Source organism: Mesorhizobium atlanticum (genome assembly GCF_003289965.1).
Taxonomy (GTDB): Bacteria; Pseudomonadota; Alphaproteobacteria; order Rhizobiales; family Rhizobiaceae; genus Mesorhizobium; species Mesorhizobium atlanticum.
Window position 1 is genome coordinate 437190 of the sequence record NZ_QMBQ01000004.1, and the last position, 12994, is coordinate 450183.

The following is a 12994-nucleotide window of genomic DNA, read 5'->3' on the forward strand; positions in this document are numbered from 1 at the left end:
GGGGCTTGCCAAGTCCGATCAGCAATAAACCGACAGGGAGGATGCCGTGTCCCTCAACGCCAATGACTTCGATCAGACAGTTGAAAAATACCATCAGGCTCTGGATGAGTTCATGAAAGGAAACTGCGCTCCTGCGAAGATGCTTTACTCCCGACGTGACGATGTAACACTGGGCAATCCCTTTGGCCCTTTCGCGCGTGGATGGAAGCTGGTCGCGGAGACGATGGAGCGAGCGGCATCACATTACAGGGACAGCGACGCCACTGGCTTCGAGAACATAGCGAAGTGTGTCACGCCGGAGCTTGCATACCTCGTCGAAGTAGAACGGCTCAGGTCCAAGGTTGGCGGTCGGAGCGACGTCGCGCCTCTGGCGTTACGCGTGACGAGCGTCTTTCGCCCGGAAGATGGGCTTTGGAAGATCGTGCATCGTCACGCCGATCCGATAACAACGGCTCAGCCTGCCGATTCAGTACTCCGCCGATAGACGCGGCCGTGATTGGGCGAAGCGGTTCGGTCTCGCAAAAGGATTGCTGCGGGAGTGCCCGTGCTAGCGCGGAGCGCGTTTGGCCAGTATCCGCTGCAAGGTCCGGCGGTGCATGTTGAGGCGGCGCGCCGTCTCGGAAACGTTGCGGTCGCACATTTCGTAGACGCGCTGAATGTGCTCCCAACGCACACGGTCGGCCGACATCGGGTTTTCCGGCGGCGCGGCGCGTTCGCCGGAGGTGCGGGTGAGCGCGGCGAAGACGTCATCGGCATCGGCGGGCTTGGAGAGGTAGTCGATGGCGCCTAGCTTCACCGCCGTCACCGCGGTGGCGATGTTGCCATAGCCGGTGAGGATGATGGCGCGGGCGTCGTCGCGCTTTTCGCGGATGGCCGCGACAACATCGAGGCCGTTGCCGTCGCCGAGACGCATGTCGACCACCGCATAGGCCGGCGGATGGGCGCGCGCCTTGGCGACCGCCTCTTCCACGCTTTCCGCCGTCTCGACCACGAAGCCCCTGGTCTCCATGGCCCGGGCAAGCCGGGTGAGGAAGGGCTTGTCGTCCTCGACGATGAGCAGCGAGGTGTCCTCGCCCTCGACCATAACGCCAGCCGTTTCGTCTCCGCTCATCTTATCGGCACCCTATTGACTAAAAGCGCACCCGTCGAAACGAATTCCGGCGGAGGCGCTCGAAGTCCATGTTTTTCGGGGCATGCCGCTTTTCCAGACACTTTTTTGGCGACATGCTTCACTTTTACGCAGATACAGTCCCGCAAGAGCAATGTCCAATTTTTAGAGCCGGCAACAGATCTGCCATGCGGTAATTGCAAGGTTTGCGCACCATCCAACCAAGGTTACGCATTGTCGAACATGGTGGCCGAAGCCTGATCCTGGTTGAGGAAGACGCCGCGCGGCCAGGATATCTGCACCACCGCGCCTTCGCCGAGCCCGCTCGAATTGCGGAAATCGATGGTGGCGCCGGAACGCTCCAGCAAGGTCTTGGCGATGAACAACCCGAGCCCCAGGCCCCCGCCTGCCTCGGTGCCCTGGCGCGTCGACATATAGGGCTCGCCGATGCGGTCGATGATCTCGGCCGGAAACCCCGGCCCGTCATCGATGATGGAGAAGGTGACTGCCTCATTGTCCCAGCTCCAGCTGACGGTGACCGACTTGCGGGCGAAATCGACGGCGTTCTCGACCAGATTGCCGAGCCCGTAGATGACGCCCGGATTGCGCTGGCCGACGGGCTCGGGGCCGATGCGCTCGCCGGGCCGCAGCCGGATCGAAATGCCGAAATCGCGGTGCGGCGCCGTCACCTCCTCGATCAGCGAGGTGAGTGGCATGCGCGACAGATGCGCTTCGCCTTCCGAGGATAGGCTGGTCAGCCGCTTCAGGATCTCGCGGCAACGCTCGCTCTGCGAGCGCAGGAGCTTGACGTCCTCGCCATATTTCGGGTCCTTGCCGAGCGCCTTTTCCATCTCCTTGGCGACGACGGTTATGGTGGCCAGCGGCGTGCCGAGCTCATGCGCTGCGGCGGCGGCAAGCCCGTCCAGCGCCGAAAGATGCTGCTCGCGCTGCAGCACCAGCTCGGTGGCGGCCAAAGCGTTGGCGAGCAGGCGTGCCTCGGCGGCGACACGGAAGGCGTAGATGGCGGTGAAGGCTATCGAGGCAAACACAGCCATCCACATGCCGGCGACATAGATGAAGGGCATCGGCAGCGGCGCTCCTTCGTACCAGGGCAGCGGCAGGTGAAAGAACACCAGAAGGGTTGCCGCCAACATGACCAGCGCGCCAAGCACCGCGGTCATGCGCAGTGGCAGCGAGGCGGCCGAGATGACAACCGGCACGGACAGTAGCACGCAAAACGGATTGGTCAGGCCGCCGGTCATGTAGAGCAGGCCGGTGAGCTGGACGCCGTCGAAGGTGAGGATCGCGAAGGCCGAAAGCGGGGTGAGCCGATGCGCCGCCGGATAGCGGAAGGTGAGCCACAGGTTCATCCAGGCCGAGCAGGCGATCAGCGCAAAGCACATCGACACCGGCAACGGGAAGTTCAAGCCATAAGCAACGACGAGCACGGCGACGCTCTGGCCGACGATGGCCAGCCAGCGCAGGCGGACCAGCGTGTTGAGCCGCAGCCGCTGGCTTTGCTGGGTATCGGGCGCGCGCAGGATGTTGATCATGGCCAAGGATTACAGCCGCAGGAGTGGAAGCGATAGAGCATCGTCACGTTCCGCGCGGCTTGGCGCGGCTGGTGGCGGCGGCGAGCAGCGGGTTTTCCGGCCAGACATGCTTTGGGTAGCGGCCGCGCATGTCGGTGCGCACATCCGCCCAGGAGCCGCGCCAGAAGCCTGGTAAGTCGCGCGTCGTCTGGATCGGCCGGTGCGCCGGCGACAGGAGCTCCAGCGTCAGCGGCACAGTGCCGTTGGCGATGGAAGGATGCCGGTCGAGGCCGAACAGCTCCTGTACCCGGATCGCCAGCACCGGCCATTCGCCGTCATAGCGGATCGGAACATGGCTGCCGGACGGTGCGTCGAAATGGGTCGGCGCCAGCGCGTCGACCTTGCGCTGCAGGTCATGCGGAACAAGCGCCATCAGCGCCGAGGACAAGATCGCCGGCTTGATGGCCGCGAGGGAGGCGTCACCGCCGAGAAATGGCAGGAGCCAGTCTTCGAGGCCGTCGACAAGCGCTTCGTCCGAAACGTCGGGCCAGGGTGCGCCGAGGCCGCGATTGAGCCAGCCGAGCCGCTGCCGTAGGGTTTCGGCCTCCTTACCCCAATCGAGCAGCGGCAGGCCGTGCTCTCTCACGGCGTCGAGAATGGCGCGGTCGGCTTCGGCGCCGGACGGCGCCGGCAACATGCGTTCGGAAAGCGTGATGGCGCCGAGCCTGGCGGTCTCGCGCACGCGCACGGCGCGGCGCTCGCGGTCGAAGCTCGTCTCGCGCTTCGTCTCGATGCGATCGGCAAGAACGGCGCGGATATCGGCTTCGCCAACCGGCGCGGCGGCGGTGATGCGGGCGTTCTGCGCCTTGCCCTGCAGGTCGGCGACGACAAGCCAGGTCTCATTGGCGAGCGGATCGGCGGCATCGACCATGGCGCCCGAGCCGTTGGCGAGCACGAAGCGGCCGCGCTCGCCGCGCGCCCTTGCAACGCGATCCGGCCAGGCATGGATCAGGAGCGAGCCGGCGCTGGCCGCCTCGCCGCCCTGCCCGCCACCGGCCTGTCTGGCCAAACGCTCGGCGAGCTGCCTGGCGGCATTCGCGCGGGGCGATTTCTCGCCGCGAAACCGGATCAGACGCCGCTCCAGGTCGGCGCTGTCGCCGCCCAGCCCACGCTCGGTCAAAAGCACGGCAAGCGTCGCCGCTTCGAGCGCATGGCCGGCCTTCGCGGCTTCGGCCACCATATGCGCCAGCCGCACCGGCAGCGCCAGCTTGCGCATGGCGGCGCCCGCTTCCGTCAGCCGCCCTGCCTCATCGATGGCGTGCAGCGCCTTGAGCAGAACCCTTGCCTCGTTGAGCGCCGGCGCCGGCGGCGGATCGAGGAAGGAGAGGCTCGACGGATCGGCGACACCGAAGGCGGCGCAGTCGAGCAGCAGGCCGGAGAGATCGGCTTCGAGGATTTCCGGCGGCGTGAAGGCGGGCAGCGACGCCGTCTGCTCGGCGCGCCACAGGCGCACGGCCACGCCGGCTTGCGTGCGCCCGGCGCGGCCGGCGCGCTGATCGGCCGAGGCCCTGCTGACGCGCACCGTCTCGAGCCTGGTCAGGCCGCTCGCCGGCTCGTAGCGCGGCAGCCGCGAAAGGCCGGAATCGATGACGACGCGCACGCCGTCGATGGTGATCGATGTCTCGGCGATCGAGGTCGCCAGCACCACCTTGCGGCGGCCGGCCGGCGCCGGCCTTATCGCCTGGTCCTGCGCCCGGTTGTCGAGTTGGCCGTAGAGCGGAACGATGTCGGTGTCGGCCGCGACATTGCCCGCGAGCCGCTCGGCGGTGCGCTCGATCTCGCGCTGACCGGGCAGGAAGGCGAGCACGCTGCCCTGCTCGCCGGCCAGGGCCGCGCGCACCGCCCTGGCCATGACATCCTCGATCGCCGTGCCGGCCGGCCGCTCGTCGTAGCGGATCTCGACCGGAAAGGCCCGGCCCTCGCTTTCGATCACCGGCGCGCCAGACAAAAGCTTTGCGACCCGCGCGCCGTCGAGCGTCGCCGACATGACCAGCAGCCGCAGGTCGGGACGCAGCGCGCCCTGCACGTCGAGCGCCAGCGCCAGGCCGAAATCGCCGTCGAGCGAGCGTTCATGGAATTCGTCGAAGATCACCGCGGAGACGACCGGCAGCTCCGGATCGTCGAGGATCATGCGCGAGAGCACGCCTTCGGTGACGACCAGGATTCTTGTCCGCGCCGAGGTCCGGTTCTCCATGCGCATGGCGTAGCCCACCGTGCCGCCGGGTTCTTCGCCGAGCAGTTCAGCCATGCGGCGGGCGGCAGCGCGGGCGGCGAGCCGGCGCGGCTCGAGCAGCACGATCTGGCCCTCGCCGAGCCATGGCGCGTCGAGCAGCGCCAGCGGCACCAGCGTCGTCTTGCCGGCGCCTGGCGGCGCCACCAGCACGGCGCTGCCGCGCCGCGCGAGCGCTTCGCCGAGTGCCGGCAGCGCGGCTGTGACCGGGAGTTCCGGCAGGGGTTTCGTCGTCATGTCGCCCGCATATCAGCGGTCACGGTCGCCGCGCAACGTGTCAGGTCAGCCGGTCAAAGTCTGGTGCGTGAAAACGGGTTCCAGCGCACGGTGCCGAGCCTGACCTCCTCGCGCACCATGGTCAGCAGGCCGGATGCGCCAACCACCGCCAGGCCAACCAGCGACAGCCAGTCGGGATATTCCTGGAAGAACAGCGCGCCGAGGATGACCGCCCAGACGATCTGCGAATAATGCGTCGGCGCGATGCGATTGGCGGGCGCGTATTTGACCGCAAGCAATTGCAGCAGCTGCCCGCCGGCGGTGAAGAGGCCCGCCATCATAAGCCAGACCAGTTGCCCGAAATTGGGGAGCGAGAACGACGTGGCGGCCGCGCCGACGCCGTTGAAGACAAGGCCGTAACCGACCAGGGCGCCGAGGATCGTCGTGCGCCTTTCCTGCTGGGCGAGCGAGCGCATCAGGATGACGCTTGTGGCGGCGAGGAAGGCATTGGCGAAGGCGGCGAGATGGCCGAGATGCAATTCGCGGAAACCCGGCCGCACCACCAGCATGACGCCGACAAAGCCGGCGACCACGGCGAGCCACCGCCAGGGACCGACCCTTTCCTTCAGGATGACCGTCGACAGGATGGTGACGAGCAACGGCGCAAGGAAGATCAGCGCGTAGACTTCCGCCAGCGGAATGGTGGTGAAGGCAAAGACGCTCAGCACGCCCGAGGCGATGCCGGCCAAGGCGCGCGCCTGCACCGCCCATGGCCTTCTGGTGCGCCAGAAGTCGCGCCAGCGTTCGTCGCTCGGCTTGGTGAAGAACAGGAAACAGGCGGCAAACAAGGTCGAGAAGAAGCCGATCTCGAAGACGGTGAACTGCCCACCCAGGCTCTTGATGACGGCGTCGCTGAACGAATAGCTTGCATAGGCGATCAGGGCGAGCAGGATTCCGTTCGGCATACCATTTCCGGGAGAGAAGACGTGAAGATACTGGCGCTGGGGGCACATCCCGACGACATCGAGATATTCATGTTCGGTACGCTGGCCGCCTATGCCGCGCAAGGCGCAGAGCTGACTTTCGCCATAGCCACCGATGGTGCCAAAGGCGGTACGGGCGACCCGGCGGCGCTCGCCCGCTTGCGGCGCGAGGAAGCGGCCAAGGCGGCAGGGCTGCTCGGCGTCGAACCGCGCTTCCTCGACTTTCCCGACGGCGCGCTCATCGCCGACGCCGCGTTCATTGCGGCGCTGAAGGCGTTGATCGGCGAGGTGAAGCCCGACCTCGCGATCACCCATGCGCCTTACGACTATCATGGCGACCATCGCGCCCTGTCCGACGGCATGCGCATCGCGGCGTCCTTCGCCGTGCCTGTGCTGCATGCCGATACGCTCGGCGGCACCGGTTTTTCACCGACGCATTATGTCGAGATCTCGCAGCACTGGGACATCAAGGCTGAAGCGATCCGCGCGCACCAATCGCAGGGTGCGGAGCACTATGTGCACAGGGCGCACCTCCAGAACGAGTTTCGCGCCGGCCAGTGCAACGGCGCCTCCGGCGCGCTGGCGGAAGCCTTCCGCTTCGAGCCGACCTTCCCCTTCGCCGACATACGCGCGCTGCTGCCGCCGGCGCCGGCGATCCGGCCGGTGATGGCAAGCCCGGGCCCCGCCAAACCGATCAACTGACGGCTGCGGGACACAGGTCCGTCGATCATTTCCCAACGATTTCAATGACCCATTTCGCCATGCTGCGACGCAGCAACGAATTCACTTGCGTTGTTTAGTAAAAAGAGCATCACTAAACAAATTACTAAACATCGGCTGCGCAGCACGCGCCATGGCGCGCACAGCGCGCGCCTTGTTTAGGCCCTCGGAGGAGCGAGGGTTGAGGGCTCTTGAAACCGTCATCCGGACGCGTTTCGCAAATGGGAGGTAAGGCATGAAATCGACCTTGAAACTGGCGTTGGGACTGGCCTCGGCGATCTTTGCGTCGACAGCCGTCTCGAATGTCGCGCATGCGGAAGACCTGACGCTGTGCTGGGCGGCCTGGGATCCGGCCAACGCGCTCGTGGAATTGTCCAAGGACTTCACCAAGCAAACCGGCATCGGCATGAAGTTCGAGTTCGTGCCGTGGACCAATTACGCCGACCGCTTCCTCAACGAGCTCAATTCGCACGGCAAGCTGTGCGATCTCATCATCGGCGACAGCCAATGGATCGGCGGCGCCGCCGAGAACGGCCATTACGTCAAGCTGAACGACTTCTTCGACAAGGAGCATATCAGCATGGACGACTTCGTGCCGGCGACCGTGGTCGGCTACTCCGAATGGCCGAAGAACACGCCGAACTACTGGGCGCTGCCGGCCATGGGCGACGTCGTCGGCTGGACCTATCGCAAGGACTGGTTCTCACGGCCCGAGCTGCAGAAGGAATTCAAGGAGAAGTATGGCTGGGAACTTGGGCCGCCCAAGACCTATGACCAGTTGATGCAGATCGCCGAATTCTTCCAGAAGCGGCAGATCGACGGCAAGACGGTCTATGGCGCCTCGATCTACACCGAGCGCGGCTCGGAAGGCATCACCATGGGCGTCACCAACGTCCTCTACGACTATGGCTTCGACTATCAGAATCCAAAGAAGCCCTATGAAATGCAGGGCTTCGTCAATTCGGCGGACGCGGCCAAGGGGCTCGAACTCTACAAGAAGCTATATGATTGCTGCACGCCTCCCGGGTCGTCGAACGTCTACATGGGCGAATCCGCCGACGCCTTCAAATCGGGCCAGGTTGCCCTGCATATGAACTTCGCCTTCACTTGGCCCGGTCTCTACAAGGACGAGAAAGTAGGCGGCGACAAGATCGGCTTCTTCGCCAACCCCGCCGGTCCGAAGGGGCATTTCGCCCAGCTCGGCGGCCAGGGCATTTCTGTGGTCTCCTATTCCGACAAGCAGGAATCGGCGCTGAAATACATCAAGTGGTTCGCCAACAAGGACGTGCAGGCCAAATGGTGGACGCTGGGCGGCTACTCCTGTCTGAATGCGGTGGTGAACGACCCCAAGTTCCCCTCCAGCCAGCCCTACGCTTCGACCTTCCTGGAATCGATGGCGATCGTGAAGGATTTCTGGGCCGAGCCGAGCTACGCCACGCTTTTGCAGGCGATGCAGAAGCGCGTTCATGACTATGTGGTGGCCGACAAGGGTACCGCGCAGGAAGCGCTCGACAGCCTGGTCAAGGACTGGACGCAGACCTTCCAGGACGACGGCAAGATGTAAGGCTCCTCCCGAGCCGTGACCCGCGCGTCCCGTGCCGCCCTTGGCACGGGACGCAGTTCAGATAAATTCCATTGTCGAGACTTGACGTGACCGAAGCAGGACTAACCATGCTCAATCGGACTGCGGACAACGTTGCCCGGGCGACCCCGGAGCCGTTGGCCAAGAGGATCCGGGGCATCAGCGACAAGGGCCTCGCCTGGCTGTTCATCTCGCCGACGATCCTTCTGTTGCTTGCCATCAACATCTTCCCGCTGTTCTGGGCGATCTATCTGTCGTTCACCAACTATCGCGCCAACCGCCCCAACGAAGTGGTGAAGAACCTCGGGCTCGCCAATTACCAGCGCATCCTCGGCGACCAGGACATCTGGATCGCCATGCAGACGACGGCGCATTTCGTGTTCTGGACGATCCTGCTGCAGACGGTGATCGGCTTCACGCTCGCCTGGCTGATCGACCGCAAGTTCCGCGGCCATGCCTTCTGGACCACGATCATCCTGGTGCCGATGATGCTGTCACCGGCAGTGGTCGGCAATTTCTGGCGCTTCCTCTACGAGCCGCAGATCGGGCTCTTCTCCTATGTCATCTCCTTCGTCACCGGCATTCCGCCGACGAATGTGCAGATGCTGTCCAACGTCGAGCTGGCGCCGTGGGCGATCATCATCGTCGACACCTGGATGTGGACGCCTTACGTCATGCTGATCTGCCTCGCCGGCCTGCGTTCCATCCCCGAATATATCTATGAGGCGGCCGAGGTCGACCGCGCCTCGAACTGGCGGCAGTTCTGGTCGATCACGCTGCCGATGGCGCTGCCCTTCATTATGCTCGCCGTGCTGTTCCGCGGCATCGAGAACTTCAAGATGTTCGACATGGTCAACCTGCTCACCGGCGGCGGACCCGGCTCGACCACTGAAGTCGCCTCGATCACCCTGAAGCGGCAAGCCTTCGAAAGCTGGCGCACCGGCTATTCCTCGGCCTTCGCCATCATCCTGTTCGTCGCGGTGTTCGGCCTCGCCAACATCTACGTCAAGGCGCTCAACAAGGTGAAGCAGAGATGAGCCTGACCACCGCCCATTCCGTCGTAGCACCTTCGGCAAACTCGAAGCGGATCGCCGGCGTGATCATCGTCGCCTATGCGCTGATCTCGATCGTGCCGCTGCTGTGGATCTTCGCCACCAGCTTCAAGACACCGCCGGATTCGATCGCCTATCCGCCGAAGATCGTCTTCCAGCCGAGCCTGGAAGGCTATTGCAACCTGTTCACGACGCGCACCAGGCAAACGCCGGAATACATCAATTCGCTGGGGCCGGCGACCGGGCTCTGCGACGCGACGGTGCGCAAGCGCAACATGGTCATCGCCGGGCCGTCGAACTTCGTGCCGCGCTTCGTCAACTCGCTGATCATCGCCTTCGGCTCGACCTTCTGCGCGGTATTTTTGGGCACGCTCTCGGCCTATGGTTTCTCGCGCTTCAAGGTGCCGCTGGCCGACGATCTTCTGTTCTTCATCCTGTCGACGCGCTTCATGCCGCCGATCGCGGTGGCGATCCCGATCTACCTGATGTACCGCGAGCTCGGCCTGTCCGACACCGCGCTCGGCATGATCCTGCTCTACACAGCGGTCAACGTCTCGCTGGCGGTCTGGCTGCTCAAGGGCTTCATCGACGAGATCCCGCGCGAATATGAAGAGGCCGCGATGATCGACGGCTACACGCGGCTTCAGGCCTTCTGGCGCACCGTGCTGCCGCAGGCCACGACCGGCATCGCGGCGACCGCGATCTTCTGCCTGATCTTCGCCTGGAACGAATATGCGTTCGCCGCTCTGCTGACCTCCGGCACTGCGCAGACCGCGCCGCCCTTCATTCCGACCATCATCGGCGAAGGCGGCCAGGACTGGCCGGCGGTGGCGGCGGGCACAACCATCTTCCTGGTGCCGATCCTCGTCTTCACCATCCTGCTCCGCAAGCAGCTCTTGCGCGGCATCACCTTCGGCGCGGTGCGCAAATGACTAGTGTGGGAATAAGTCGACCCCCACTCCGTCGAGCTTCGCTCGACACCTCTCCCCCGATCGACGGGGGAGAGGAAGGGCGCGACCTTCATTCAGCCTGGCTCCTTTCCTCTCCCTCCGGAGGGGGGAGAGGTGGCGCTGCGAAGCAGCGACGGAGTGGGGGAACCACGTGGCAACCATCTCTCCCCTCGAACGGGGAGAAGGAAGGGAGGAACGCATGAGCCGCACTGTTGTCTCCAAGCGCTCCTCTTGGCCGCGCTGGGCAAGGCGCGGGCTGATGGAGAACATCGCGACGACGATCATCGCCATCGGCTTCCTGATGCTGTTCCAGCCCTTCGCGCTGCCGCTCTACACCTATTCCTTCATCACCATGCTTGCCGGCACGGTCATGTTCATCATCGTCTCGAAATTCCCGGAATAACGATGGCCGAGATCCGCGTTCAGAACCTGAGGAAAGCCTTCGGCGCATTCGTCGCGGTGCAGGATTCCAATTTCGTCGTCGAGGATGGCGAGTTCTTCGTCATGCTCGGCCCGTCGGGCTGCGGCAAGACGACGACGCTGCGCATGATCGCCGGCCTCGAGCTGCCGACCGGTGGCAAGATCCTGCTCGGCGGCGAGGATGTCACCATGCGCCGGGCGCGCGAGCGCGACATCGCCTTCGTCTTCCAGCTCTTCGCGCTCTATCCGCATATGAACGTGCGCAAGAATATCGGCTTCCCGCTGCTGGCGCAGGGCATGCCTTCGGCCGAGATCCGCGCCAGAGTCGAGGAGACCGCGAAGCTGCTGCGCATCGATCACCTGCTCGACAAATCCGTCTCCGGTCTTGCCGGCGGCGACCGCCAGCGCGTCGCGCTCGGCCGCGCCATCGTGCGGCGGCCGAAATGTTTTCTCATGGACGAGCCGCTGGGGACCCTCGACACCGAGTTCCGCGATCTGATGGTGCATGAGCTGCGCGAGCTGCACAACCGCATCCACGCGACGACCGTCTATGTCACGCATGACCAAATGGAAGCGATGTCGATGGCCGACAAAATAGCGGTGATGAACCACGGCGTCATCGAACAGTTCGGCACGCCGCGCGAGATCTACGACCGGCCCGCGACCATGTTTGTCGCCGATTTCATCGGCTCGCCGCCGATGAATTTCCTGAAATTCGGTGGCGGCCTCGCCAAGGGCGCGAAGGAGATCGTCGTTCAGGGCGCCAAGGTTGCGGTGCCGGAAGTGCGCGAGGACGTCGCGCCCGCCGACATGGCGCTCGGGATCCGGCCCGAGCATATCCGCTTCGACGACGGCTCGAAGCTGCGCGGCGCGATCTATGGCACCGAATATCTCGGCACCACGCAGATCGTCGCCGTCGAGACGGCCGACGGCATCATCAAGGCGCGGGTGCCGGCCGGCATCCATCTCAGCCCCGGCGAGCAGGTCGGGCTGACGCTGAGCAGCGCGCGGCTGTCGCTGTTCGAAAAGGGTTCCGGACGCGCGGTCAGGACCGCCATGCATGATCAGGCAGCGGAGGCGCGCCATGGCTGATGTCCGTATCCAGGGCGTGACCAAGCGTTTTGGCGACACCGTCGCGATCAACAATCTCGACCTCGCGATCAAGGACGGCGAATTCGTCGTGCTGCTTGGGCCGACCGGCGCCGGCAAGACGACGACGCTCAGGCTGATCGCCGGGCTGGAGCGGCCGGACAGCGGCACGATCCATGTCGGCGGCCATGACGCGACGACGTTGTCGCCGGCCGAACGCGACACCGCCTTCGTCTTCCAGCAATATTCGCTCTATCCGCATCTTTCGGTGTTCGACAACCTCGCCTTTCCGCTGCGCTCGCCGGCGCGGCGCTTTCCGGAGGAAGCCGTGCGCCGCCGCGTCGAAGACGTGGCGCGCATGGTGCGCATCGACCACAAGCTCGACAACCGTTCGACAAAACTGTCGGGCGGCGAGATGCAGCGCGTCGCCATCGGCCGCGCGCTGGTGCGCAAGCCCGCGATCTACCTGATGGACGAGCCGCTGTCCTCGCTCGACGCCAAGCTGCGCGCCGATCTGAGGCTCGAGCTGAAGCGCATCCAGTCCGAGCTCGGCGCTACCATGCTGTATGTCACGCACGACCAGATCGAGGCGATGACCATGGCCGACCGCATCGGCATCCTCGCCGATGGCGTGCTGGTGCAGATCGGCACGCCGCGCGCGATCTATTCCGAGCCGGCAAACCTTCATGTCGCGGCCCGCCTCGGTCAGCCGGCGATCAACCTCCTGCCGGCCGGATTGCTGCCCGATGGCGGTGCGCCGACAGGCACGGCGACGATCGGCGCCCGCACCGAGCATCTGGCGATCGAGAAGGCGGCGAACGGCCATGCCGACGGCGTCGTCGACTGGGTCGAGCATCTCGGCGACCAGAACCACCTGCACGTGACGGTGGGAGCGAAGAAGCTGGTGACGCTGACCGATCCCGACACGCCTTTAGCCAAGGGGGACAAGGTGACGATTCGCTACATCGCGCCGCTCTATTTCGGATCGGACGGGCAAAGGCTGATGTAGCCGCGACGTCCCAATATATTCGCACACTGATTGACGACCGCAG

General features: G+C 64.7%; 12 protein-coding genes. 8 read left to right on the forward strand and 4 right to left on the reverse strand.

Annotated elements, in window-relative coordinates:
• Positions 1-46: 46 nt before the first annotated feature.
• Positions 47-484, forward strand: a complete 438-nt coding sequence (locus tag DPM35_RS15765; protein WP_245431553.1) for a YybH family protein — start codon at positions 47-49, stop codon at positions 482-484.
• A 63-nt stretch (positions 485-547) separates the two neighbouring features.
• Here the strand turns inward: DPM35_RS15765 and DPM35_RS15770 are convergent, their stop codons facing one another.
• The 4 genes from DPM35_RS15770 to DPM35_RS15785 form a co-directional block, all read right to left on the reverse strand.
• Positions 548-1111: an ActR/PrrA/RegA family redox response regulator transcription factor gene (locus DPM35_RS15770; protein ID WP_112128188.1), complete on the reverse strand. Its 564-nt coding sequence runs from the start codon at positions 1109-1111 to the stop codon at positions 548-550.
• Positions 1112-1335: 224 nt separating this feature from the next.
• Positions 1336-2661: an ActS/PrrB/RegB family redox-sensitive histidine kinase gene (locus tag DPM35_RS15775; protein ID WP_181592049.1), complete on the reverse strand. Its 1326-nt coding sequence runs from the start codon at positions 2659-2661 to the stop codon at positions 1336-1338.
• A gap of 43 nt (positions 2662-2704) precedes the next feature.
• Positions 2705-5167 carry an ATP-dependent helicase HrpB gene (gene hrpB / locus DPM35_RS15780; protein ID WP_112128190.1) on the reverse strand — a complete coding sequence of 821 codons (2463 nt, stop codon included), beginning with the start codon at positions 5165-5167 and terminating at the stop codon, positions 2705-2707.
• Between the two features lie 53 nt (positions 5168-5220).
• Positions 5221-6111 (reverse strand): DMT family transporter, encoded by an 891-nt coding sequence (locus DPM35_RS15785; protein WP_112128191.1) that lies wholly within the window; start codon positions 6109-6111, stop codon positions 5221-5223.
• Between the two features lie 21 nt (positions 6112-6132).
• Between DPM35_RS15785 and DPM35_RS15790 the strand changes: the two genes are divergently transcribed.
• From DPM35_RS15790 to DPM35_RS15820, 7 genes are all read left to right on the forward strand, one after another.
• The gene (locus DPM35_RS15790; protein WP_112128192.1) at positions 6133-6831 is read left to right on the forward strand and encodes a PIG-L deacetylase family protein; all 699 of its coding nucleotides are present in this window, start codon (positions 6133-6135) and stop codon (positions 6829-6831) included.
• 253 nt (positions 6832-7084) lie between these two features.
• Positions 7085-8413, forward strand: coding sequence for an ABC transporter substrate-binding protein (locus tag DPM35_RS15795; RefSeq protein WP_112128193.1), 1329 nt, complete (start codon positions 7085-7087; stop codon positions 8411-8413).
• 107 nt (positions 8414-8520) lie between these two features.
• The gene (locus DPM35_RS15800) at positions 8521-9468 is read left to right on the forward strand and encodes a carbohydrate ABC transporter permease (RefSeq protein WP_112128194.1); all 948 of its coding nucleotides are present in this window, start codon (positions 8521-8523) and stop codon (positions 9466-9468) included.
• Positions 9465-10415 (forward strand): carbohydrate ABC transporter permease, encoded by a 951-nt coding sequence (locus DPM35_RS15805; protein ID WP_112128195.1) that lies wholly within the window; start codon positions 9465-9467, stop codon positions 10413-10415. Before DPM35_RS15800 ends, DPM35_RS15805 begins: the two co-directional genes overlap by 4 nt.
• Positions 10416-10632: 217 nt before the next feature.
• Complete coding sequence (locus DPM35_RS15810; RefSeq protein WP_112128196.1) at positions 10633-10836, forward strand: hypothetical protein; 204 nt, start codon at positions 10633-10635, stop codon at positions 10834-10836.
• A 2-nt stretch (positions 10837-10838) separates the two neighbouring features.
• A complete protein-coding gene (locus DPM35_RS15815) occupies positions 10839-11945 on the forward strand; it encodes an ABC transporter ATP-binding protein (RefSeq protein ID WP_112128197.1) in 1107 nt (368 codons plus the stop codon).
• Positions 11938-12951: an ABC transporter ATP-binding protein gene (locus DPM35_RS15820; protein WP_112128198.1), complete on the forward strand. Its 1014-nt coding sequence runs from the start codon at positions 11938-11940 to the stop codon at positions 12949-12951. Before DPM35_RS15815 ends, DPM35_RS15820 begins: the two co-directional genes overlap by 8 nt.
• Positions 12952-12994 lie beyond the last annotated feature (43 nt).

Excerpts from the sequence above, each read along its gene's own strand:
- DPM35_RS15770 (WP_112128188.1), bottom strand. The coding sequence starts at position 1,111 with ATGAGCGGAGACGAAACGGCTGGCGTTATGGTCGAGGGCGAGGACACC.
- DPM35_RS15775 (WP_181592049.1), bottom strand. The coding sequence starts at position 2,661 with ATGATCAACATCCTGCGCGCGCCCGATACCCAGCAAAGCCAGCGGCTG.
- hrpB (WP_112128190.1), bottom strand. The coding sequence starts at position 5,167 with ATGACGACGAAACCCCTGCCGGAACTCCCGGTCACAGCCGCGCTGCCG.
- DPM35_RS15785 (WP_112128191.1), bottom strand. The coding sequence starts at position 6,111 with ATGCCGAACGGAATCCTGCTCGCCCTGATCGCCTATGCAAGCTATTCG.
- DPM35_RS15795 (WP_112128193.1), top strand. The coding sequence starts at position 7,085 with ATGAAATCGACCTTGAAACTGGCGTTGGGACTGGCCTCGGCGATCTTT.
- DPM35_RS15800 (WP_112128194.1), top strand. The coding sequence starts at position 8,521 with ATGCTCAATCGGACTGCGGACAACGTTGCCCGGGCGACCCCGGAGCCG.
- DPM35_RS15805 (WP_112128195.1), top strand. The coding sequence starts at position 9,465 with ATGAGCCTGACCACCGCCCATTCCGTCGTAGCACCTTCGGCAAACTCG.
- DPM35_RS15810 (WP_112128196.1), top strand. The coding sequence starts at position 10,633 with ATGAGCCGCACTGTTGTCTCCAAGCGCTCCTCTTGGCCGCGCTGGGCA.
- DPM35_RS15815 (WP_112128197.1), top strand. The coding sequence starts at position 10,839 with ATGGCCGAGATCCGCGTTCAGAACCTGAGGAAAGCCTTCGGCGCATTC.
- DPM35_RS15820 (WP_112128198.1), top strand. The coding sequence starts at position 11,938 with ATGGCTGATGTCCGTATCCAGGGCGTGACCAAGCGTTTTGGCGACACC.